The sequence below is a fragment of the Nocardiopsis sp. EMB25 genome, from assembly GCF_026797795.1.
Lineage (GTDB): Bacteria > Actinomycetota > Actinomycetes > Streptosporangiales > Streptosporangiaceae > Nocardiopsis > Nocardiopsis lucentensis.
Genome location: NZ_JAMTDN010000001.1, coordinates 2,513,927 through 2,536,209 on the forward strand (window position 1 = coordinate 2,513,927; position 22,283 = coordinate 2,536,209).

Here is a 22,283-nt window from a genome sequence, read left to right on the forward strand (position 1 = left end):
GCATGGGACCACACTGACAAGCGTCGGAGCCTGCCGTACACCACTCGCCCGACCCCGAATGTCCACTTCAGGCCACACCCCGCGCGCATGGAATCCCGGAACGGGGGGAACGGCCAGCGTTCCGCCGCACCCCCCGAACCCCGCGGCGGTCACCCGATCCCGGTGACGTCCGCCTCCGATCGGGCGGCCGTGTCCTGCGGCGGGCGGCGCGCCCACAGCGTCGCCACGGCCGCGCCGGACATGTTGTGCCACACGGAGAACAGCGCTCCGGGAAGCGCGGCCAGGGGCGCGAAGTGCGCCGTGGCCAGCGCGGCGGCCAGCCCGGAGTTCTGCATACCGACCTCGACGCTGACCGCGCGGCGCCCGCTCTCGGGCACCCCGCCGATCCGGCCGATCAGGTACCCCAGGCCCAACCCCAGGGCGTTGTGCAGCACCACGGCCAGTGCCACCAGTGGGCCCGTGCCCAGGACGGTGTCGGCGTTGGCGCCCACCACCCCGGCGACCACGACCACGATCCCGGTGACCGGCACCAGCGGCAGCGCCGGAAGGGCCGCGGTGACCGCCCGGTCCGCGAACCGGCGCAGCAGGAGTCCCGCCAGGACGGGCAGCAGCACCATCTTGACGATGGACAGGAAGAGGGCGCCCGTGTCGACGGGCAGCGTCGAACCGGCCAGGCCCAGCACGATCAGCGGGGTGAGCACCGGAGCCAGCAGGGTGGAGACCGACGTCATCGCCACCGACAGCGCCACGTCACCGCGCGCCAGGTAGACGATCACGTTGGAGGCGGTCCCGCCCGGCGCGGCGCCCACCAGGACCATGCCCACCACGAGCATCGGGGGCAGGCCGAGCAGGTGGGCGATCCCGTAGCCGAGCAGCGGCATCACCGTGTACTGGGCGAGCACGCCCAGGGCCACCGCCTTGGGGTGCCGGGCCACGACCGCGAAGTCGACCGGGCGCAGGGTGAGGCCCATGCCGAACATGATGACGCCGAGCAGGAGGGGGATGTGGGGGGTCAGGGTCGATGCCAGGTCGGGCACGAGGAGTCCGAGGACCCCTCCGAGCAGGACCAGGGGGGCGAACCAGCGGCCGACGGCGTCGGCGACGCGTGAGATGACAGACATGGAGGAACTTTCCCGTGGAATACCCCGGGGCGGCGGGCACCGGTCCCCGGGCGGTTGCCGCCGCGAGGGGTCGACACCGCACCGGTCAGCGTAGTCCCGGCGCCGCCCGGTCCACCGCCCGGGCCAGCCGTATCCGCCCGTTGCCGAGTCCACCTGGGCGGTGGGGCCGCACCCACCGCCCGATCGGCCGCGAAGTGCATCGGCTCCAGGGCGTCGCACGTCCTGTACGCCCCTGGGCCAGGAGCACCCGACCGCCCTTCTCATCGTCCGGCACGGTCCGTCAGCAGACTCCGGACAGTCCAGGTGCGAAGAGTCGGAGCTCGGCCTGGATCCCTTCAGCCGAGCTGCTCGGCCAGGCCGACGATGACGCCCTCGGGGCCACGGACGTAGCAGAGCCGGTAGCTGTCCTGGTACTGGGCCACCTCGCCGACGAGTTCGGCGCCGTGCGTGCGCAGGCGGGCCACGACCTCGTCGATGTCGTCGACGGCGAACATGACGCGACGAATGCCCAGCGCGTTCGCCGGTGCGTTCTTCGGCTCGGTGGCGACCGCCGTCGGCGTGTGGAACCTCATCAGTTCGATCCGGCTGTGGCCGTCCGGGGTCCGTAGCATCGCGATGTCGGTTCGGACACCGTCGAGCCCGACGACACGGTCCACCCACCGCCCCTCGACCTGCCCCTCACCCTCCAGCTCCATGCCGAGTTCAACGAAGAACGCGGTCACGGCCTCAAGGTCTTCGACGACAATACCGACGTTGTCCATCCGTTGAATAGCCATGTCGCCGAGCTTAGGTAAGAGGTCGGACACTCGGCCGTGTCGACGACGGACGCCTCCCGCGGGGCCCTGCACCCTCTATCCCCGCGTGCGCGGGGAGCAGGGACGGGAAGCCCGTCGACACGGCGGATCGTGGGGTCCATCCCCGCGTGCGCGGGGAGCAGATCCTGGTATGGGACCCGAACGCCCTGCCCCAGGGTCCATCCCCGCGTGCGCGGGGAGCAGCTGTTTCCGGGCCATGCGAGCCTCAACGTACCGGGTCCATCCCCGCGTGCGCGGGGAGCAGTCTTCCTGACCTGCGCCTTCACTCTCCCAGACAGCCCGAAACTGCAAGTTGTTGAAAACCAGACACAAGAAACGAAACTGAACACAGGCGCACATAATTCACCACTGGCCACGAAACCCCGTCATCATCTTAGGCCCCACCTATCTCCGATCACCTCACATCATCCACGAACCGACAACCTCACCCCGGAGAAAACCCTCAGCAGGACGCTGCCGAACCAGATGGGACACGACGAAACAGCGGGAAATGACATGTGGCAACACCAGGTCGCCGGACTTCTCATCCAATGACCTCAAGTCCGAATCCCGCCGGGTGCTCACCACTCGAAAGCACAGCTATGCACCGGTCTGAGAAGGTCGGGCACCCTGCGGCGCCGAACCGGTGTCAGCGGGCGAGGTCGCCGAGGAGCGTGTCGACCACGGACTCCTCGTAGACGATGCGCTGGTGCCGCGCCATCGCCTCCGCCAGAGCGGGATCCCACGGGGAGGGCTGGTCGTCACCGCTCAGCGCGTCGTACTCGTCGGCCTCGTGGGCGAGGTAGTCGGCCGCCGTCATCCGCCACGGGACCGCGCCGTGCCGTTCGACCACCCGCCGGGTCATGGCCAGGCCCGGCCAGTCGAAGTCGCCGTGGTAGCGCAGTCGCCCGCCCCCGTCGCTGACCGCCCGCGCCAGGCGGTGGAAGGCGGCCGACGGCCAGCCCTCGGTGCACAGCAGCGGTGCGGACCGGGCACCGAACCGTTCGGCCGCGCGGCGCAGGACGGCGGGGTTCTCGCACACGTACACGACGGGTTCGCCGACGGCGACGGGCAGTCGGACGAGCTGGTGCAGGGTCACCTGGAACGGGACACCCGTTTGAGCGGCCCCGGTCAGCCACTCCCCCAGCCCGGCTCCCCGAGCGGGGAGGTTGAGCGCCAGAACCCGGCTGGCCAGGTCGTCGGGAACGACGTCGTTCTCCTCCCACAGGGCCCGGCACTCCTCCGCGTTGCCGTCCGGCGGCAGGGCACTGGTCGAGCGGCGCACCAGCGCCCGCAGGACCAGGGTGGACAGGGGCCTGCCGTGGTTGAGGGCCTTGGTGCTGCCGGTGACCCGGACGGCCAGTTCGGGCAGGAGCAGCGGAGGGGCGGCCGGTTCGCGGGCGTCGACGGCCTCCAGGACCCGCACGGCCTGGCCGAGGGTCGTGGTGTCCCCGGCACCCGACAGGTGCCCCACGCGGTAGCGCTCGACCCAGGAGAGCCAGTCCCGGTACCAGGCGGCGGTCTCGTTCAGGGAGCTGGCCAACGCGGGAGCCAGCACCTCCGAGCGAAGCCGCGCCCTACGCGCCTTCTCCTCGCCCTTGGGGCGCAGCGGAGGGCCGAGGGTCTCCAGGAGTTCGACCAGCCCGATCCCGTAGCCGGAGCTCAGCGTGGTGTCAAGTCGGGAGAGTTCGACGGTGAATCCGCTCGCCCCCGGTTTCCGGTTCAGACCGAGGAGGCCGTTGAGGCTCCGGTACTCCTCGGCGGTCAGGCCCTTGACCGTGAAGCTCCCGGTCAGGACGCCGTTGCGCTTCTCCACCTCGGTGCGCGCCCGGTCGAGCAGTGCGGCGAACCGGGGTTCGCGGAACCGGTCGAGGTTCACCCGGCCTCCTCCAGCAGGGTCCCCTCGGTGGACTGGGGCACGAACCGGCTGGGGGTGATGCCCAGGAGTTCGGCGGCCAGCTCCTCGTTGCCGGAGAACCCGGCGTCGGCGTCGATCGTCTGCTCCCCGTCCCACAGCATGAGCAGCGCCGAGACCGTGTGCGCCCCCTTGTCGTGGTGCATGTCGTAGTGGGCGGCCATGGGCACGGTGTCGTAGTGCACCCACAGGTCGTGTCCGGTCATGAACATGTCCAGGCCGAAGGTGACGGTCAGGCCCATGAGCTCGGGCTTGTAGCGGTCGTCGATACCCGCGAACGCCTCGTCGAGGGCGACCACGCGCGGGCAGGTCGGGGCGGCCGAGGAGTACAGCGCGTTGGCCGCCGCGAACAGCGGCAGGTGGATCGCGGCGGACTTCTCCCCACCCGACATCTGCTCGTGCTTGTTCCGGGTGAGCCGCACCTCCTCCTGGCCCGGGACGGCCAGGCGCAGCTCGAAGCGGTACCAGTCGCGGTAGTCCAGGACGGCGGCCAGGACCTGTTTGTAGCTGGCACGGGGGTGGGCGGCGTGGTGGTCGCGGATCATGTCGCGCAGCACCGCGCGCAGTTCGGCCAGGCCCGAGGGCCCCAGGCCCGCCTCGTCGCGCTTGACCAGCCGGGTGGCCAGGCGTTCCCGGTCGGTGAGGGACTCGTCGCGCACCCAGCGGATGCCGATGCGCGTCCCGGAGGACATCGGGCGGGCGCGGGTGTCCCGGTCCATGTCGCGGACCAGGTCACGGGCGTCCCGGACGCGCTCGTGGATCTGCTGGGCGATGCCGCCGAGCAGTTCGTCCTCCAGGACCTGGTGCTCCTCCTCCCGCAGGAGCGCGCCCTGCTCCTCGACCCGGTCGGCGATGGCGCGCGCGAACGCCGAGACGGGGTTGCGGCCGCCCTCGTCGTTGACGAACACGGTGATGATGCCGGTGGGGCCGACCTCGTGGTCGACCCGGTAGCCCTCGGAGTCACCGCCCAGGGTCTCCTGGAAGGACCGCAGCGCGTTCGACATGCGGGTGGCGGTGGACTTGATGTCGCTCTCGCTGACCGCCGGGGTGGCGCCGACGGTGGCGGTGAAGGCCTCCAACAGGGCGCCGACACCGTCGGGGAGGGCCTCGGCGACGGTCTCGGCCGTACCGGTGAGGATGCGCTCGGCCATCTCCTCCGGAGTGGGCCAGGTGCTGCGGTCGGGCCAGGCGGTGGTCGGTTCGACGCCCATGACGGCGCGCACGGCGGGCTGGGTGAACTCGGCGAGGGACTCCACGGCCTCGTGGAGGGCGCCCAGCGCGAGGGTGAGCGCGCCCCTTCCCTCGTCGCGGCGGGTCTCGGAGCGGATCGCGCGGTCGTGCTCGGTCTGCGCCGTGGTCCGGGCGGTGTCGCGTTCGCGGGTGAGCGCGTCGCGTTCGGCGCGCAGCGCGTCGAGGCGGGCGAGGATCTCGCGGACGGGGGCGTCGATGGCCGACTCCATCGCGGCCAGGGCCGCCGCCTCCTCTTCGTGCGCGGCACGCTGTTCGGCCAGCTCCTCGCGTTCGGACTCCAGCGCGGCGGTGAGGCGGTCGACGGTCTCGCGGCGGCCCGCGAGGTCGCGTTCGTACTCGGCGGCGTCGGTGCGGGTGGTGTGCAGGGCGTCCGCGGTGGCGAGGAAGTCGGTCAGGGCCTCGGAGACGGCGTCGGTCCCGGCGCGGTCGGCGGGCATCGCGCGTTCGGCGGCCACGGCGCGTACCCGGCGGCGCTGGGCGTCGACCTCGGCGACGGCCGTGTCGAGGTCGCGGCGCGACCGGTCGGCGGCGGTACGGGCGGAGGCCAGGAGGGTGGAGTGGCGTTCGACGGCGCGCACGGCCTTGGCCACGGGGGTGGGGTCGGGCAGGTCGCCTCGGGCGCGACCGTGGTCCTTGAGCCGTTCGCGGGCGTGTCCGAGCTGGTCGCGCAGGCTCTCGTGGTGTTCGGTGAGCTCGGCGACGCGGGCGTCGCAGGCGGCGAGCCGTTCGCGGCGCCGGTGGGCGCGGTTGGTGGCGCCGATGTACTCCGCGGCGGCCTTGGGGTGCGAGCCGACGAGCACGCCCAGTCCGAACCGGGCTCCTGTGTCCACGCCCCCGGTCGTGGTGACGGCGTCACCGGTGTCGCGGTGCAGCGGCACGGAGCGCAGGACGCGGGTGATGGTCTCGGCGGGGACGTGCGCCTGGTCCTCGGGGACCAGGACGTCGGCGAGGGTGGCTCCGGGGTGCGGCGCGGACGGCAGCAGGTAGGCGTCGCTGTCGCCGTCGGCGAGGGCGGTGCGGGTGAGCGCGGGGTCGGGGTGGACCCAGGCGGTGAGCATCCCGGCGGCGTGCAGGGCGCCCTCGACCGCCGCGCCGTGCTCCTCGGGCAGGTCGTCGGCGAAGCGGACGAGCCGCCACAGCGGCGCGCCCTGGCGGCCGCCGCGCGGCGCGGGGCGCAACGGGTCGGCGGGCGGGGCGTCGTCGCGTTCGGCGGCGATGTCGTCGCGCTCCCGGCGCAGCCGGACGAGTTCCTCGGAGGTCTCGGTCTCCTGGCGCTCCAGGCCGTGCACGCGCGCGGCGATCTCCAGCTGCGCGTCGTGGACGTGCTCGTTGAACACCTCGACCAGGGTGGGGGTGCCGGGTTCGCCGAGGCGGGCCAGGGCGTCCAGGAGGGCGCCGCGGCCGGTGTCGTCGACCAGGTCCCAGCGTTCGTGCCAGGCGCGCACGGCGTCGGCGGCGCCCGAGCGGAGCGCGGCGAGCTCCTCGGCGGCGCGGGTGCAGTCGGCCTCGCGTCCGGTGAGCTCGTCGGCGGCGCGGGAGCTGGCGGTCTCGGCGCGGCCGCGGGCGGCCTCGGCGGTGTCGAGCGCGTCGAGCCGCTCGGCGACGGCGCGCACGTCGCCCTCGCGGGCGGCGGCCCGGGCGCGGGCGGTGGTGGGCAGATCCTCGCCGGTGTCGACCCCGCCCTCGGCGTCGTGGTGGATTCCGGCGCGGTCGGCGGCCTCGGTCAGTTCGGTGGTCAGACGGCGTGCCGTGGCGCGGTCCCGCTCGATGCGTTCGGCGACGCGGGCGGCCTCGGTGCGCAGGTGGGCGATCTCCTGGGCCTGGCCGTCGAGCCGGGTGTCCTGGGCGGCCAGCCGTCGGGTCTGCTCCTCGTGGCGCTGGCGGCGTTCGCGGAGGCGGTCGTGGTCGCGCAGGGCCTCGTCGGCCTCCAGAGCGGTGACCTCGGCGGACTTCTCCCCGATCCGGGTGGTGAGCTCCTCCTCACGGGCGCGGGCGGTGTCACGCTCCCCGGTGGCGCGCCGGTGTTCGGCGGCGGCCTCGGTGACGGTGCGGCCGTGCGCGGCGGCCTGGTCGGCGGCGGCGGTGACCCTGGCCATCCGGTGGCGGGCGTTGGTGGTGAGGTAGTCGGCGTACTCGGTCAGGAAGGTCCGCACGGCCTCGTCGGCGGCGGTGGCGTTGTCGAAGCGGATCTGGACGGCGGCGAGGTTGGCGAAGTCGCGGGCGGCCTGGTCGACGAGGTCCTCGTCCAGGGGGCTGAGGCCGCTGGCGAGGGTGTCGGAGACCTTCTCCGGGTCCAGGTCCTTGGCCAGGAGGGGGCGGCGCAGGGCGAGGAGGAGGTCGAGGAGCTGGATGTAGCGGTCTCCGAGGCCGAACAGGCGCGCGTCGACGGCGCGGCGGTAGTCGGCGGCGCTGGTGTGGTGGGCGCCCTCGCCGAGGGCGGTCTTGAGCTGCTTCTCGGTGAGGGGGCGGCCGTCGGTGGCGAGCAGTCCGAAGTCGACGCCGAGGCGCTGGTCGGTGACGAAGAAGGAGGGGACGACGCCGTCGCGGTGCTTGTGGGCGCGCAGGCCGATGACGAGGGTGACCGTCTCGGGGGCGGCCGCGGAGTCCTCGGGCCGCGCGAACTCCATCCACACGTACCCGTACTCGGACTCCTGGCCCCGGTAGAGCAGGTTGGACTTCATCGTCCGGTTCTGACCGCTGAACGGGTCGAGCCTGCGCGCGTCGGTGTAGCCGTCCAGGATGAACGGGAAGAGCACCTCCAGCGCCTTGGTCTTGCCCGAGCCGTTGTGGCCGCGCAGGATGAGGCGGCCGTCGGCGAAGGCGAACTCCTCGTCGACGTAGTCCCAGACGTTGATCACACCGGCGCGGCTGGGCCGGAAGCGGTCGCTCCCTCGGGTCGTCATCGGCTTCCTTCGGTCTCGTGCGGAGCGGGATCGGGGGCGGCGTCGGTCTCCGGGGCGCCGGTCCCGGCGGCCCCGTCGGATTCGGCGAGGGGGCCGAGCGGGAGCAGGCCGGTGTCCTCGCGTTCGGGCAGGGCGCCCTGGATGTTGCGGTAGCGCAGCGCCGCGGGCGTCACCAGGACCCCGCCGGGTACGGGGCGGACCAGGCGCAGGTCGGCGAGGAGCGCCAGGGCGGCGTCCAGGAGTCCGTGCGGGTCCTGCTGCCAGGCGTTGGTGAAGGAGGCGGCGCCGAACTCGGCGAACAGGTCCGCGACCATGCCCTCCAGGCGACCGCGTTCGACCAGGGGCATCCGGACGCTCTCCCCGACCGGCGCCTCGGCCGGGTCGTGGGCGCCGGTCCCGGTCCAGGCGAGTTCGCCGACCACGCCGTGGTGGGGCAGACCCGCGTCGACGAGTCGGACGAGGTCTTCGTGTTCACGGGCGCAGGACGGCGCCTCCAGGTGGACCAGGGCCGCCCAGGACTCCTCGAACAGGGTGGCGATCTGGGCCAGGAGCAGTCCGGCGACGCGGGTGACGGCGCCGCCGCGGCCCGGGAAGGGCCGGTCGGTGAAGTTCCCGGCGGGATCGGCGAGCAGGACGCCCTCGGCGCGGCGCTCCACCTTCAGGCCGGTCACGCGCGCGACCTCCTCGGCCACGCCCTTGCCGCGCAGGGCGGCGGCCACCTCGGGTTCGAGGTCGGCGTAGTAGACCGCGGGGTGTTCCACGAGCAGGCGCCGGGCGCGCTGGGCGGCGCGGTCCCGGTTCTGTCCGCCGGGGGCGTCGCTCAGCAGGCCGGTGACGCTGCCCAGGTGTTGGACGGGGCGGGCGGGCCGGAAGAGGATCTCGCAGATCTCGTGGTCGATGTCGAAGAGCGCGTCGGCCTGGTCGTACCCGCGCGCCCACGCCTCCAGCGAGCCGTCGGACAGGTGGAGGGCGCCGCGGTCCAGCAGCCAGTGGGCGGCGTCGACGAGGGCGGCCTTGTGCGCGGAGTCGGTGGGGTCGTAGCCGAGCCCCTCGATCGTGTTGGCCGAGGGGGTGAACTGGCGGACCAGGTCGCCGAGGCTGATCTCGATCTGGGAGCGTTGGAAGGCGGCCAGCAGCAGGCACAGGTAGGCGAGCCTGCGGCGGTCGAAGGGGCGCCCCTTGCGGGAGAAGACCTGGCGCTGGGTGGGGTCGAGTTCGTCGAGTTCGCGCACGAGCCGCACGTGGGCGGTGGTGGCGATGAGCGTGTACCCGAACAGGGAGCGCAGGTCCTCGGCCATCTGGTCTGCCCAGCACAGCACCTGGTCGAGCACCCCGGGGCGGGGCCGGGTGGCGGTGATGAGGTCGTGGGTCAGGACCCGGCGCACGGCCTGCTGGTAGGTGCCCAGCTCGGTGGGGTCGACGGTGCGCGCGGGGCCTCGGCGGCGGGCCATCACGTCCCCTTCGTGGCGAGTTCGAGGCGGAGTCCGGGCAGGTGGATGCTGCCCTGGGTGGTGCGGACGGTGCTGCCGTGTTCGCTGGGCACCAGGCGGACGATCGTGCCGCCGTCGGAGCCGGTGGCCGACCGCAGGCGGCCGGCGACCACGCTGCGCGACTCCAGCGCCCGGGTGACCAGGCGCAGCAGGATACGGGTGTCGGTCTCGTCCAGGACGCGGCCGTGGGCGCCGTCGGCGGCCAGCCGTTCGGCCGCGTGGCGTTCGGCGGCGCGTTCCTCGGCCTGGCGGCGGCGTATCTCGGAGCGGGCTCCGGGGTTGCGGCGGACGGGCTTGGGCACCCCCGCGCTCGGCGCCCGGTCGCTGCGGAAGAGGGTGACCGACACCTCCACACCGGGGGCGTCCCACCAGGTGGTGGTGGGCGGGATCTGTTCGTCGTCGTCGTGGGCGGTGCCCAGGTGGCGGGCCGAGCGGACGTTGAACGCCGCGCCCATGAGCGCGTGGGCGGCGCCCTCGTCGGGGGTGTTGAACACCCACTCGGCGAGGTGGCGCAGCTGGGTGGAGCGGTTGACCCCGCCGCGCTGGGCCTCGGTGATCTGCCGCAGCAGCGCGATGACGCCCGAGACCGCGGAGCGGGTGGCCGAACCGAGTTCGGCGGCGCGGGTGGGCGCGGCGCCGTCGGAGGCGAACCAGGCGCGCACGGCCGTCCAGCGGCGCCGCCAGTCCACCAGACGCTCCTCGCGCGCCATGAACACGCGCTCGTCGGCCTCGGCCGCACGGGACAGGAGGGTGGCCAGACCGGTGGCCTCGACCTCGTGCACGGCGCGGTCCAGGCGCGGCAGGTAGCGGTCGAGCTCGGCCACGAAGTCCGACATGTGGACGAGCAGGGCGTTCTTGTAGCGCAGGAAGGTGTCCGGGGAGGCCTCGGTGGAGCGCAGGATCTCGCCGAGGGTGACGTGGAAGCGCGCCGAGCGCCGACCCATGTCCTCCATGACCGCGTCCACGCGCGACAGCCGCCGGTAGACGTCCTCGACCTGCCCGGTGCGGTTGGCCTCGGCCAGGGACCTGAGGTCGTCCAGCACGTCGGAGAAGACCAGGCGGGAGAGGTTGACGTCCTCCACCCGGGCGCCGAGCACGTTCTCCACCGCCTGGTAGACCCGGTAGCCGAGTTCGCTGAACTGGTAGACCGACTGGCGGTTGCGGTAGCTGGCCAGGTTGCCCGCGCGGGAGGCGTCGTCGAGGCGGTGCACGACCCCGTCGGCGGCCAGCTCGTCCAGCCGGTGGCGCAGGCCGCGCTCGGGCACCGACACGTCCGGGTGGACGCGGGCGAGCTCGCGCAGGGCCGCGGCGACGTCCTCGGCGCCGACCTGCACCTGGTGGACCTCCCGCAGCCGGTCCACGGCCCGCAGGATCCACAGGTAGGTGATGTGGTCGTCGCGCCGGGTGAAGTTGAACAGCTGGAAGCGGTCGCTGACCGCGAGCGCGTCCAGATCCAGCGCCGTGCGCTCCGTCACCCGTGCTTCCCCGTTCAACCGCTCGTTTCGGCACGCGTCCCCCGGTGCGGCCCTTCCCCGGGACCGCTGACGGCGCGCCCCGGCCATTATGGCAGCGCTGCGTGACCGCTGGTCCCCCGTCGCGGACGCACGCGGAGGGCGCCCGGCCGGAGGGCGGTGGCCGGGCGCCCGGTCATGGGGGATTCCCTACTTGGTGGAGCCCGCGAAGACCCCCTGGACGAAGTAGCGCTGGAAGGCGAAGAACACCAGGAGCGGCACGAGCATGGACAGGAAGGCCCCGGAGGCCAGGATGTCGACGTTGGTGCCGAACTGCCTCAGCTGGGAGCGCAGCGCCACGGTCAGGGGCGCCGACTCGGGGCTGGTGAACACCAGGGCGACGAGCATGTCGTTCCACACCCACAGGAACTGGAACACCGCGAGCGAGGCCAGCGCCGGGCGGGCGACCGGCAGGACCACCCTGCGGAAGATGCGCCACTCGCTCGCGCCGTCCATGCGCGCCGCCTCCAGCAGGTCCCGGGGGATGCCCACGAAGAAGTTGCGCAGCAGGAACACCGCGAACGGCAGGCCGAACGCGACGTGGAACAGGATGACCCCGGTGATGGAGCCGAACACGCCCAACGCCCCGTACAGCTGGGAGATGGGGATCAGCGCCGCCTGGATGGGGAGGACGAGCAGTCCGACGACGGCGACCATGATCCAGTCGCGTCCGGGGAAGTCCATCCACACCAGCGCGTAGGCGGCCAGGGCCCCGATCCCGACGACGAGGAGTGTCGAGGGGACCGAGATGTAGACCGTGTTGAGGAACGACTGGACGATGACCTCGTTGCCGACGAGCGTGCGGTAGTTGTCCAGCGTCAGCTCGGTGGGCTGGAGCAGGGCCGTCCACCAGCCGCCGTTGGTGTTGTCCGCCTCGGAGCGCAGCGACACCAGCATCAGGCCCAGGACGGGGACCATCCAGAACAGTGCCACCAGGACGAGGACGACCTGGAGGGTCCCCGACCCGAGTCGGCCGACGATCCGGGACGCCGCGCCGCGCCTGGGCGCTCCGGACACCGACACCTCGACGACGGAGTGCGGCTTCGGGGTCGTGGTGCTCACGGGCGCTCCCGGCGGAATCGGCGGATGTTGAAGTACACGATGGGCAGGACCAGGACCAGGAGGAGGACCACGAGAGCGCTGCCCAGTCCCTGGTCTCCCCCCGCCCCGAAGGAGACCTGCCACATCTGGAGGGCGATCACGCTGGCGTCCGCCTGCACCGATCCGGGCGCGATGACGAACACCAGGTCGAAGATCTTCAGCACGTTGATCACCAGGGTCACGAACACCACCAGCAGGAGGGGGCCGAGCAGGGGGACCGTGACCTTGCGGAAGACCTGCCACTCGGTGGCGCCGTCCACCCGTGCCGCCTCCAGGGCGTCCCGGGGGATGGCGGCCAGCCCGGCCGCGATGAAGGTGATGGCGAAGCCGGTCATGATCCACACCCACGAGGAGATGATCACGGGGGTGACCAGGGTTGGGCCCAGCCAGGTGAGGCCGCGGAAGGGCTCGGTGAAGTTGCTCTCGGCGAGGTGGATCGCGTACTCGCCCTCGTCCAGCCCGGTCAGGGTGAACCGGCCGTCGTCCCCGGTCGTGGCGCGCGCGACCACCGCGCCGTCGCGGACCGCCTCGACGGCCACGCGCGGCATGCCGTTCTCGCCGTCGTCGATCGCGCCGACCTCGCCGCCGAGGGCGGCGTCCAACCACACGACGCCCTGGATCTGGCCGTCGGCCCCCTCGGGCGCGGTCGCCGCTGCGGCCTGTTCGGGCAGTTCCGTGGGTCGCACCCCGACCAGTGGCAGGGCGACGCTCTCCCCCGGGGCGTGGGTCGACTCCGTGGTGAATCCGCCCCGGGTCGTGTCCGGCGCCGCGACGTCCTCGCGCGGGCGGGCGCCGGGGTAGTCCGAGGGCGCGGCGAACACGTCGTGGACGGTCACGACGGCGGCGTTGACCACCCCGCGGTCGGGGTCCTCGTCGTAGACCAGCCGGAAGATGACGCCGGAGGCGAACAGGGAGATCGCCATCGGCATGAAGAGCAGGACCCGGAAGGCGGTCGCCCAGCGGATGCGTTCGGTGAGCACCGCGAGGATCAACCCCAGCCCGGTGACCAGTGCCGGGGCGACCAGCACCCAGATCCCGGTGTTGCGGATCGCGGTGAGGGTGCGGTCGTCGGTGAACATGCGCGCGTAGTTGTCCAGTCCGACGAACCGCGTCCCCGAGGAGTCGAGGAGGCTGCGCACCACCGAGTACACGGCCGGGTAGGCCAGGAACACGGCGAGCAGGAGCAGGGCGGGCAGGAGGAAGAGCGTCGCCGGACCGAACAGGCGGCGGAGCCGGGGCGCGCGGCCGTCGTCGGGTGTGGTGGGCGGGGGCGCGCCCCCGCCGGTGTCGGTGGCACCGGCGGGGGGCGTCTGGTCAGCCGTGGTCATGTGTGGTCTCTCTCGGTGCCGGGCGTCACTCGCCGTGGGCCTGGGCGGCCTCGGACTCCAGGCGCTCCATGGTTCCCTCGACGTCGGAGGGGTCGGCCATGAAGTCCTGGAGGGTCTGCCACATTCCGTCGCCGACGGTCGCGCCGAACGCGGCGGGCTGGAGGTCGGACAGGTCGAAGCGGACGCTGTCGCCTGCGGTCACGATCTGCTCGGCGACCTGACCGGTGAGCGGGTCGGCGTAGTCGTCGGCGGTCAGGTGGCGGTTGGGCGAGAGGAACCCGCCGAGGGCCGCCCACTCCCCCGCGGCTTCGGGACCGGCGAGGAAGCGCAGCAGTTCCATGGTGGCCTCGTCGTCGTTCATCGCGACGGCGGCGTCACCGGCCACGACCACGGCGCCCTCCTCCCCCGCGACGTAGGGGAAGGAGAACACGCGCGCGTCGTCGCCGACGGCGGAGTTCGTGCTGTCGGCGACGACCCCGCCGATGAAGTCGGCGCCCACGACCATGGCGGCCTCGGGGTCGTCGCTGAACACGTTGACCACGGAGGTCGGGAAGTCGGTCTGCAGGGTGCCGTCGGTGCCGCCCGCGAGCAGCCGCTCCTGTCCCCAGATCTCGGCGATGGTCTCCAGGGCGACCTCGACGCTGGGGTCGGTCCACGGGATCTCGTGCGCGGCGAGCTGGTCGTACATCTGCGGGCCCGCGGTCTGGAGGTAGACGTTCTCGAACCAGTCGGTGAGGACCCAGCCGTCGGCTCCGGCGACGGACAGCGGGTCGACGCCGACGTCGGAGAGGTTCTCCGAGAGTTCGACGAAGTCCTCCCAGGTCTCGGGCGGCGCGGCGCCGGTCTCGGCGAAGAGGGGATCGTTGTACCAGACCAGGGACTTGTTGGCGACCTTGAGGTAGACGCCGTAGGGGGTGCCGTCCACCGACCCGATGTCGGTCCAGGCCCCGGCCATGTTCTCGTCCAGGGCCGCGACGACGTCGTCGCTGAGCGGTGTGAGGGCGCCCTCCTCGGCGAAGTGCTCGATGAGGCCCGCCTGCGGGATGAGGGCGACGTCGGGCGCGTCGCCGCCCTGGATCCGGGTCTGCAGGACGGTCTGGAGGTCGTCCCCGGCGCCGCTGTACTGGACGGTGGCGCCGGTCCGCTGCTCGAAGACGCTCAGGACCCGCTCGAAGGACTCCTGTTCCGCGCCGGCCCAGGGGCCGACGATCTCCAGGGTGGCGCCGCCCAGGTCGGCGTCGGTGTCGGTGCCGCCACCGCCGCCACAGGCGGTGAGCGTCAGGCCGAGGGCGAGCAGCGCGGCGGCCGTGGTCGCGGGGCGGGAGAGACGGGGACGGGGAGTGCGTGGTGACATAGGGGATGCTCCTCAGGAGTCGTAGATCGACGTGCCCGTGGTCGGGTCGAAGAACTGGAGTCGTTCGGTGTCGACGGCGACGGTGATGGTCTGGCCCTCGAAGACGTGGGTACGGGGGCTGAAGCGTCCGACCAGGACGACCCCGTCCTCCGCCGCGCTCGGGGCGTCGTCCGCGCCCGCGTCCCGGGCGAGTTCGCGGGTGTCCTCGGTGACGACGGGGGCGGCGTCCAGGGGGAAGTGCACGAGAACGTCCGAACCCATCGCCTCGACCAGGTCGGCGACCGAGGTGAGAGTGGCGTTCTCGGTGGCGCCGACGATCTCGGCGTCCTCCATGTCCTCGGGCCGGATGCCCAGGACGAGGCTCCTTCCCTCGTAGGCGCGCAGTGCGGGGCGCCGGTGCAGGAGCCCTTCGGGCAGGTCGAGGGACTGGCTGCCCACGCGGACGCGGAACCGGTCGTCCTCGCGGACGAGCTCCGCGCCGATGAGGTTCATGCCCGGGGACCCGACGAACCCGGCGACGAAGAGGTTGCAGGGGTGGTCGTAGAGCTCCTGGGGCGGCCCCACCTGTTGGAGGACCCCGCGCTTCATCACGGCCACCCGGTCGCCGAGGGTCATGGCCTCGGTCTGGTCGTGGGTGACGTAGACGGTGGTGACACCGAGGTCGCGCTGGATCCGCGCGATCTGGGCCCGCATCTGCACCCGGAGCTTGGCGTCCAGGTTGGACAGCGGTTCGTCCATGAGGAACGCCCGGGGTTTGCGGACGATGGCGCGCCCCATGGCCACCCGCTGGCGCTGCCCGCCGGACAGGTTGCCCGGCTTGCGGTCCAGGTGCTCCTCCAGCTCCAGGACCCGGGCGACCTCGCGCACCCGCTGGTCGATCTCGTCCTTGGGGAGCTTGCGCAGCCGCAGTCCGAACGCGATGTTCTCGTAGATGTTCAGGTGCGGGTACAGGGCGTAGGACTGGAAGACCATGGCGACGTCGCGGTCGCGGGCGGGCACCGAGTTGACCACGCGGTCACCGATGCGGATGGTGCCCTCGCTGATCACCTCCAGGCCCGCGACCATCCGCAGCGCGGTCGTCTTCCCGCAGCCGGAGGGACCGACCAGCACCAGGAACTCACCGTCCTGGATGTCCAGTGAGAGGTCGTTGACGGCGCGGGTCCCGTCTGTGTAGACCTTGCCCAGGCCGTCGATCACGATTTCTGCCACGACACCTCCGAGGGACGGGCGCTGGAACGCGCCCCCTGCCAGATCGGGGCCGGTACACGCGGGGGATTCCGCGTCCTGTGACGCGGGCCACTGACCGGCGATGTGCAACGACCGTAATGTCGCGCTCCCTAAGGGAGCCTTAACGCAACGTCTCGTTCGACTTAAGGCCGCCCGCTCCGCCCCCGTTGGCGGCGTTCTCCCTGTTTGGGAGCCTTCCCGGGGTCGTGTCGGAGTTCACGTTCGGTTAACTTGACCACATGGCAACGGTGTTACTGGTCGAGGACGACCAGATGGTGCGCGACGCCCTCGTGCGGGCGTTGCGGGGCCAGGGGCACGTGGTGCGCCCGGTCGGCACGGCGCTGGACGCCCTCCGGCAGGCCGCCGAGCACGAACCGGACCTGGTGATCCTCGACCTCGGACTGCCCGACCTGGACGGGTCCGCCGCGCTGCGCATGCTCCGGGGGAACAGCGACGTACCCGTGATCGTGGCGACGGCGCGCGGCGACGAGCCGTCGATCGTGCGTCTGCTCAACGACGGCGCTGACGACTACGTGGTCAAGCCCTTCTCCAGCGCCCAGTTGGCGGCCCGGATGAACGCGTTGCTGCGCAGGTCGGCGCGGTCCTCGGTGGGCACCTCCGACCCGGGCGACCTGACCGTCGGCGAGCTGACCGTCAGCCTCACCACGCGCCAGGCGACACTGGCCGGGCGCCCCCTGGAACTGTCCCGACGCGAGTTCGACCTGCTGGCCTATCTCGCCGAGCACGTCGGCCGGGTGGTGAGCCGCCGGGAGCTGGTCGAGGCGGTCTGGCACGAGCACCCCTTCGTGGGACACGACCAGACCATCGACGTGCACATGTCCTGGCTGCGCCGCAAGCTCGGGGAGAGCGCGAGCCGGCCCCGCTACCTGCGCACGGTGCGCGGTGTGGGCCTGAAACTGGTGGAGCCGGAGTGAGGTCCCTCCTGGCCCGAGCCGTCACCCTGGCCACCGTCCTGGTGGCGGGGGTGCTGGTCGCGGTGACCGCGCTCTGGGGGTGGAACGACGCCCGGGCCCGGACCGAGGAACGGGTGCGCACCCAGTCCGACGTCGTGGCGGCGGTGGTCGCGGCCGGGGCCGACTCCGACGTGCTGCGCGCGGCGGTGGCCGCCACCGCCGCCGGGGAACGCGGGAACCTGGCCGTGCACCTGCCGGGCGGGACGACGGTCGGTTCGAGTCACGCGCGGCCCGAGGACGCCGAGGCGCGCAGGGGCGCCCGGGAGTCCGGCGAGGTGCGGGTGGAGGGCGGCACCGCGTACCTGTTCCCGGCGCCCGCCCCGGCCGGGGGAGACGCCGTCGTCGAGGTGTACGTCCCGCGCGGCGAGGTGATCGCGGAACTCGGTCGCACCGTGGCGGCCCTCATCCTGGTGGCGGCGCTGTCGGTCGCGGGCGCGGTGGCCCTCGCCGACCGGCTCAGCCGCCCCGCGCGACAGGCCCTGAGCGCGTTCGCGGCGACGGCCGTGGCGATCGGTGAGGGACGGCTGAACGCCCGGGTCCGCGTGCGCGGCCCCCGTGACCTGGTGGTGCTGGGGGAGTCGATCAACGCGATCGGCGACCGGGTCCAGGGTCTCCTGGACCGGGAGCGGGAGATGGCCGCGGACGTCTCACACCGGCTGCGGACCCCGTTGACGGCGCTGCGCCTGGACACCGAAACCCTGCCTGGGCCGGAGGGGGACCGGATCCGCGAGGCGGTCGGCGCGCTGGAGCAGGACGTGGACGACATCATCCGCAACGTCCGCCCCGTGGACGAGACGGGGCCGCGTGAGTGCGACCTCGCCGAGGCGGTCCGGGACCGGATGGGGTTCTGGTCCCTGCTCGCCTCGGACCAGGGGCGGGACGTGGAGATCAGCCTTCCCGAGGCGCCCGCCCGGGTCGGACTGTCGCGCGAGGACTGTACCGCGGTGCTGGACGCCCTGGTCGGCAACGTGTTCCGGTACACCCCGGCGGGCGGCCCGTTCGCGGTCACGGTGGTGTGCCACGCGGGGTGGGTGACGCTGATCGTGGAGGACGCGGGTCCCGGGTTCGCCGACCCCGCCGGGGCGTTGCGGCGCGGTGCCAGCGGCGGCGGATCGACCGGGCTCGGACTGGACATCGTCCGGCACGCCGTTGAGGCGACCGGCGGCACCATCCACCTGGAGCGGGGAAAGCTCGGCGGCGCGCGGGTGCGGTCGCGCTTCGCCGAACTGGGTGTCCCGCACGATCAGGACCAGCCCCGGGCGTGGCGGTTGCGCCGCTCGGGGTGAGACCCGGGGCGGGCCTCGGGGAAAGGGCCGCGCGGGTCGCGGGACGGTCACGTCCCGCGCGGCGGTCAGGGGCGCCGGGGAACGGCGGCGCGGCGTTCCGTGGGCGACCGGCGGCCCTGATCCGGGAGGAGACCGGGAACCCGGGAGGGGTCCGGGGCCGGGTGGCCCCGTGACCGGCCTCGGTCGAGGGTCATCGGTGTCGGTCGAGGAGTTGGGCGCAGCGGATCAACCCCAGATGCGAATACGCCTGCGGATGATTACCCAACGCCCGCTCCGAGTCGGGATCGAACTCCTCGGGAATCAACCCCGTCGGCCCCGCCCGCTCCACCAGATGCGCGAACAACTCCTCGGCCTCCACCCCACGCCCCGTGAGCAGATACGCCTCGATCAACCACGCCGTACACAGATGGAAACCGCCCTCACCCCCCGGCAACCCGTCATCGCGCCGGTACCGGTACACCGTCGGCCCCTGCCGCAACCCCGCCTCCACCGCGGTCACCGTCGCCTGGAACCGCTCATTGGCCGGATCCAACAGCCCGGACAGGCCGATGTGCAGCGACGCCGCGTCCAGATCCTCACCCTCATAGGCCGTGGTGTAGGCCCCCACCGTCTCGTTCCACCCCTTGGCCACCACCTCGGCGGCGATATCGGCCGCCAACGGCCCCCAGACCGGGTCCACCACCCGACCGAACCGGCCCGCCAACCGCACCGCCCGATCCAACGTCACCCAGCACATCACCTTGGAGTACACCCGCTGGCGGGGCTCGTCCCGCTCCTCCCAGATCCCGTGATCGGGCTCGTGCCAACGCCGGGCGACCGCCTCGGCCATCGACCGCACCAACTCCCAGTCCCGGTCGGCCAGCACCCCCCGCCGGTGGGCCAGATCCGCGATCAACTCCACCACCGGACCGAACACGTCCAGCTGCACCTGGTGGTCGGCGGCGTTGCCCACCCGCACCGGCCGCGACCCGGCGTACCCGGCCAGGGACTCGATGGTCTCCTCCGGGCCCAGGTCCGTCCCGGCCAACGTGTACAACGGCCGCAACAACTCCGGCGAGGGCACCGTGGCCACCACCCGGTGCACCCAGTCCAAGAACGCGTCCGCCTCGGCCGTGGAGCCCAGCGACACCAGAGCCCGCACGGTCAGCGCCCCGTCCCGCAGCCAGCAGTACCGGTAGTCCCAGTTACGCACCCCCCCGATCTCCTCGGGCAGGGAGGTGGTGGCCGCCGCCATCACCCCACCCGAAGGGGTGCACAACCCCCGCAGCGTCAGCGCCGAACGCGCGGCCAACTCCCGGGCGGCCACCGGCAACGACAGGGTGTCCAACCAGCCCGCCCAGTGGTCACGCACCGCCCGTCGGCGGTCGGTCTCGGCCACCGGCGCCGCGGACAGGTCCCCGGTGCCCAGGCGCAGTTCCAGCACCACCGGGTGCTCGCTGGTGGGGTGGACGGTGGCGCGGGCGCTGTCGTGGACCCCGTCGTGGTCGATGGCCCATTGCACGCCGGGGGCGTGCAGCACCATGGGGAAGTCGGCGCCCTGGACCACCAGACCGTCGGTGTGGGCGCGCAACCGGACCGGGGTGCGGCCGAAGTCGGGGCGGGGGGCGAACTCCACCAGGGTGGGGGCGGTGCCGGACAGGACCCGGACCAGGTCGGTGCGGCCCCGCTGGGTGGGGTGGGCGAGGTAGTCGGTGACGTGCAGGCCCGCGAAGCGGGTGTGCACGGTCATGGTGCCCGGCTCGTAGCGCTGGCCCAGGGGTTGGCCGCCGTGGGCGGGGGCCAGGGCGAAGGTCCCCGCCGACCGGCCGCCCAGGATCTCGGCGAACACCGCGCCGGAGTCGGGTTCGGGGTGGCACAGCCAGGCCAGGCGGGCGTCGGGGCCCACCAACGCCACCGAGGTCTGGTTGGACAGCAGGGACAGGCGTTCGATGGGGGTGGGGCGTTCCCCGAAGGTCCAGGCGCGGCGTTCGGTGACCAGGGCGGCCAGGAACAGGGCGGCGGTGGGGGTGTCGGGGATGGTGTGGGCGGCCATGGTCGGTGCGGTGTGCTCGCCCACGCGGATGCCGGCGTCGGGGCCGGTCAGGTGGGCCAGGGCGTCTTCCTCGCCGTCGCCGCCGCCGATGTAGCAGGTGGCGGTGGCCTCGACGTGTTCGCGTAGGGCCTGCAGGGCGGTGGGCTTGTTCGAGGGGTGGGTGTGCAGGGCGGTGTCGGGTTCGGTGCCGTGGGCGCCGACCAGGTGGATCTCGGCGGGCAGGCGGGAGAGGGTGGCCAGGCTGGTCAGGGGGCGGGAGGAGATGACGGCGCAGGTGGTGGCGGGCAGGTCGGCCAGCTCGCGTAGGGCGCGTACGGCCAGGGGGTGCGGGCGCGCCGTATTGGTGTCGCCGGTGTCGGTGGGGGTGAGGGCGCCGTCGTAGTCGCAGGCGATGAGGAGGCGGGGGGTGCGGGCCAGAGCGGAGATCCGCCGCCGCACATCCACGGGCAGTTCGGGCGCACCGTCGTCCTCCCTCTCGGGACGGACCCGCGCGTCCGCCCGCGACGCCGCTACCCCCTGCATGAGAGTCACCTCCGCCACCTCCGTCGGTTCTGGTCGGACACGGGATCGAACGGCCCCGGTCCAGCGAAACCGGTCACGGACGTGACCGGTGATGACGAAGGTAAAGCAGGGAGAAACTCCTGCACATCGGGCTTCATGGGACCTTAGGCGTCCCATAAGGAACTCTTAGGGTTCGCGGCGGCACCGGAACCTCCCGGGGACCGCGTCCTCCGCGAGGTCAGGAGACGGGGAGGGCGACCTTGAGGAAGGCGGAGCACTCCTCCAGGCAGCCGGTGAAGACGACGCTGCCGCCGGGGTGGGAGTCGGGGAAGTACAGGGCGGCGCTGGTCGAGGCCCCCGAGTCGAGCTCGTATCGGCCGGCGGTCAACTCCGCGTTCCGCCGCTCACCGTCGAGCGTCCGGTACACGGCGCTCGGCAGACCGATGTCGGCGCTGTCGTCGGCGCTGATGTCCAGTGTGACGACCAGGACCGACCGGTTGACCGGACGATAGGCGGTCACGACGGTGGCCTCGACCCCGCCGGCGCCGACACGGGAGTCGCCCCCCTCGATCAGGGCGCCGGAGGGGTCGTCGCCGTCGACGCGGAACCGGGCGACGCGTCCGTCGTCGTGCGCGAAGTCGGTGAGTTCGACACAGTGCCGGTCGGTGTCCCGGTCCCTGCCCCAGTACCCTTCCTCGGCGGCGTCGCGGCAGAGCCGATACCCCGCGTCGGTGCGGTCGACCTCCGCGTCGGCCTGGGGGTTGTCACCGTCGGCCCAGGCGCGGGCGACGGTCGCGTGGTGCAGGAGGTAGGTGTGGGCCGGGGAGTCCTCGGCGGCCCCCGCCAGCCCCTCGCGCATCCGGCCGGGGTCGGAGGAGGCGGCGAGCGCGGCCACGTACTCCTGGACGGCGGACGAGTGCGGATCCTCCGTGCCGGCCGGCCGCTCACGGCCGGGGGGCGGCACGGTCGCGCTCGGGCCGGATCCCCCGCCCACCGGGGTCGGGGCGGGGCCGGGGTCGGCGACGGGCTCGCGCCGTGAGTCCCGCGACGGGGCGGGGGCGGAGGTGTCCGCGGTCGGCGCGGTGTCCTCGCCGCCCGTGGCTCCCGCACCCGGTTCCCCGTCGCGCACGTGGAGGGGGCCGCATCCGGTCACGACGGCGAGGGCCACGGCGGCGAGCAGGCGGGGCGGGACCATGGAACCTCCCCCACGAGGAGCGCGGAGCCAACGTCTGAGAACTATGTCCCTTATGTCGGAAATCAGTACGTTCATTCCTCCGCGCGTGACCGGGGAAACCCCCGACCCCCAGCCTTCCACCACCGGCGACGAGCAGGAAGAACACTGCTTCACGGGGTGGACGGGCGACGGGGGGATCTGTATGCCTGAACGTATACATCCGACGGTTTGATCCGCCCGAAACGACGGCGGCTCCCGCCCGCAACACGTACGTAGTTGCCTTCGACCCGACCGGACGGCCGCACCCACGCGGTCCGGACC

At 72.8% G+C, this 22,283-nt stretch carries 14 protein-coding genes; 2 read left to right on the forward strand and 12 right to left on the reverse strand.

The genetic code is table 11. From position 1 onward, the window contains the following. Nucleotides 1-149 precede the first annotated feature (149 nt). The 10 genes from KIK06_RS10800 to KIK06_RS10845 form a co-directional block, all read right to left on the reverse strand. On the reverse strand, nt 150-1,121 hold the full coding sequence (locus KIK06_RS10800; protein WP_268643068.1) for a bile acid:sodium symporter family protein: 972 nt from the start codon (nt 1,119-1,121) through the stop codon (nt 150-152). A 335-nt stretch (nt 1,122-1,456) separates the two neighbouring features. Beyond that, nucleotides 1,457-1,882, reverse strand: coding sequence for a VOC family protein (locus tag KIK06_RS10805; protein ID WP_268645937.1), 426 nt, complete (start codon nt 1,880-1,882; stop codon nt 1,457-1,459). Between the two features lie 682 nt (nt 1,883-2,564). Then, nucleotides 2,565-3,794 carry a TIGR02679 family protein gene (locus KIK06_RS10810; protein ID WP_268643069.1) on the reverse strand — a complete coding sequence of 410 codons (1,230 nt, stop codon included), beginning with the start codon at nt 3,792-3,794 and terminating at the stop codon, nt 2,565-2,567. Continuing rightward, complete coding sequence (locus KIK06_RS10815; protein WP_268643070.1) at nt 3,791-7,984, reverse strand: TIGR02680 family protein; 4,194 nt, start codon at nt 7,982-7,984, stop codon at nt 3,791-3,793. Before KIK06_RS10815 ends, KIK06_RS10810 begins: the two co-directional genes overlap by 4 nt. Continuing rightward, a complete protein-coding gene (locus KIK06_RS10820; protein ID WP_268643071.1) occupies nt 7,981-9,435 on the reverse strand; it encodes a DUF2398 family protein in 1,455 nt (484 codons plus the stop codon). Before KIK06_RS10820 ends, KIK06_RS10815 begins: the two co-directional genes overlap by 4 nt. After that, nucleotides 9,435-10,949, reverse strand: coding sequence for a TIGR02677 family protein (locus KIK06_RS10825; protein ID WP_268643072.1), 1,515 nt, complete (start codon nt 10,947-10,949; stop codon nt 9,435-9,437). Before KIK06_RS10825 ends, KIK06_RS10820 begins: the two co-directional genes overlap by 1 nt. 186 nt (nt 10,950-11,135) lie before the next feature. Further along, complete coding sequence (locus tag KIK06_RS10830; protein ID WP_017602133.1) at nt 11,136-12,047, reverse strand: carbohydrate ABC transporter permease; 912 nt, start codon at nt 12,045-12,047, stop codon at nt 11,136-11,138. Continuing rightward, nucleotides 12,044-13,414, reverse strand: a complete 1,371-nt coding sequence (locus KIK06_RS10835) for an ABC transporter permease (RefSeq protein ID WP_268643073.1) — start codon at nt 13,412-13,414, stop codon at nt 12,044-12,046. Before KIK06_RS10835 ends, KIK06_RS10830 begins: the two co-directional genes overlap by 4 nt. A 25-nt stretch (nt 13,415-13,439) precedes the next feature. Continuing rightward, complete coding sequence (locus tag KIK06_RS10840) at nt 13,440-14,768, reverse strand: ABC transporter substrate-binding protein (RefSeq protein ID WP_268643074.1); 1,329 nt, start codon at nt 14,766-14,768, stop codon at nt 13,440-13,442. A 12-nt stretch (nt 14,769-14,780) separates the two neighbouring features. Next, entirely contained in the window at nt 14,781-15,977 is a 1,197-nt protein-coding gene (locus KIK06_RS10845) for an ABC transporter ATP-binding protein (RefSeq protein WP_268643075.1), read from the reverse strand. A 257-nt stretch (nt 15,978-16,234) separates the two neighbouring features. Between KIK06_RS10845 and KIK06_RS10850 the strand changes: the two genes are divergently transcribed. Both KIK06_RS10850 and KIK06_RS10855 read left to right on the forward strand, forming a co-directional pair. After that, nucleotides 16,235-16,930, forward strand: coding sequence for a response regulator transcription factor (locus KIK06_RS10850; RefSeq protein ID WP_026128248.1), 696 nt, complete (start codon nt 16,235-16,237; stop codon nt 16,928-16,930). Continuing rightward, nucleotides 16,927-18,255 carry a sensor histidine kinase gene (locus KIK06_RS10855; protein WP_268643076.1) on the forward strand — a complete coding sequence of 443 codons (1,329 nt, stop codon included), beginning with the start codon at nt 16,927-16,929 and terminating at the stop codon, nt 18,253-18,255. Before KIK06_RS10850 ends, KIK06_RS10855 begins: the two co-directional genes overlap by 4 nt. Nucleotides 18,256-18,445: 190 nt before the next feature. Here the strand turns inward: KIK06_RS10855 and KIK06_RS10860 are convergent, their stop codons facing one another. Then, a complete protein-coding gene (locus KIK06_RS10860) occupies nt 18,446-20,809 on the reverse strand; it encodes a trehalase-like domain-containing protein (RefSeq protein WP_268643077.1) in 2,364 nt (787 codons plus the stop codon). Between the two features lie 217 nt (nt 20,810-21,026). Continuing rightward, entirely contained in the window at nt 21,027-21,983 is a 957-nt protein-coding gene (locus KIK06_RS10865) for a hypothetical protein (protein WP_268643078.1), read from the reverse strand. Nucleotides 21,984-22,283 lie beyond the last annotated feature (300 nt).

Bases quoted from the DNA above. Each gene is read 5' to 3' on its own strand.
- KIK06_RS10805 (WP_268645937.1), bottom strand. From the start codon at position 1,882: ATGGACAACGTCGGTATTGTCGTCGAAGACCTTGAGGCCGTGACCGCG.
- KIK06_RS10840 (WP_268643074.1), bottom strand. From the start codon at position 14,768: ATGTCACCACGCACTCCCCGTCCCCGTCTCTCCCGCCCCGCGACCACG.
- KIK06_RS10860 (WP_268643077.1), bottom strand. From the start codon at position 20,809: ATGCAGGGGGTAGCGGCGTCGCGGGCGGACGCGCGGGTCCGTCCCGAG.
- KIK06_RS10850 (WP_026128248.1), top strand. From the start codon at position 16,235: ATGGCAACGGTGTTACTGGTCGAGGACGACCAGATGGTGCGCGACGCC.
- KIK06_RS10865 (WP_268643078.1), bottom strand. From the start codon at position 21,983: ATGGTCCCGCCCCGCCTGCTCGCCGCCGTGGCCCTCGCCGTCGTGACC.
- KIK06_RS10820 (WP_268643071.1), bottom strand. From the start codon at position 9,435: ATGGCCCGCCGCCGAGGCCCCGCGCGCACCGTCGACCCCACCGAGCTG.
- KIK06_RS10800 (WP_268643068.1), bottom strand. From the start codon at position 1,121: ATGTCTGTCATCTCACGCGTCGCCGACGCCGTCGGCCGCTGGTTCGCC.
- KIK06_RS10835 (WP_268643073.1), bottom strand. From the start codon at position 13,414: ATGACCACGGCTGACCAGACGCCCCCCGCCGGTGCCACCGACACCGGC.
- KIK06_RS10815 (WP_268643070.1), bottom strand. From the start codon at position 7,984: ATGACGACCCGAGGGAGCGACCGCTTCCGGCCCAGCCGCGCCGGTGTG.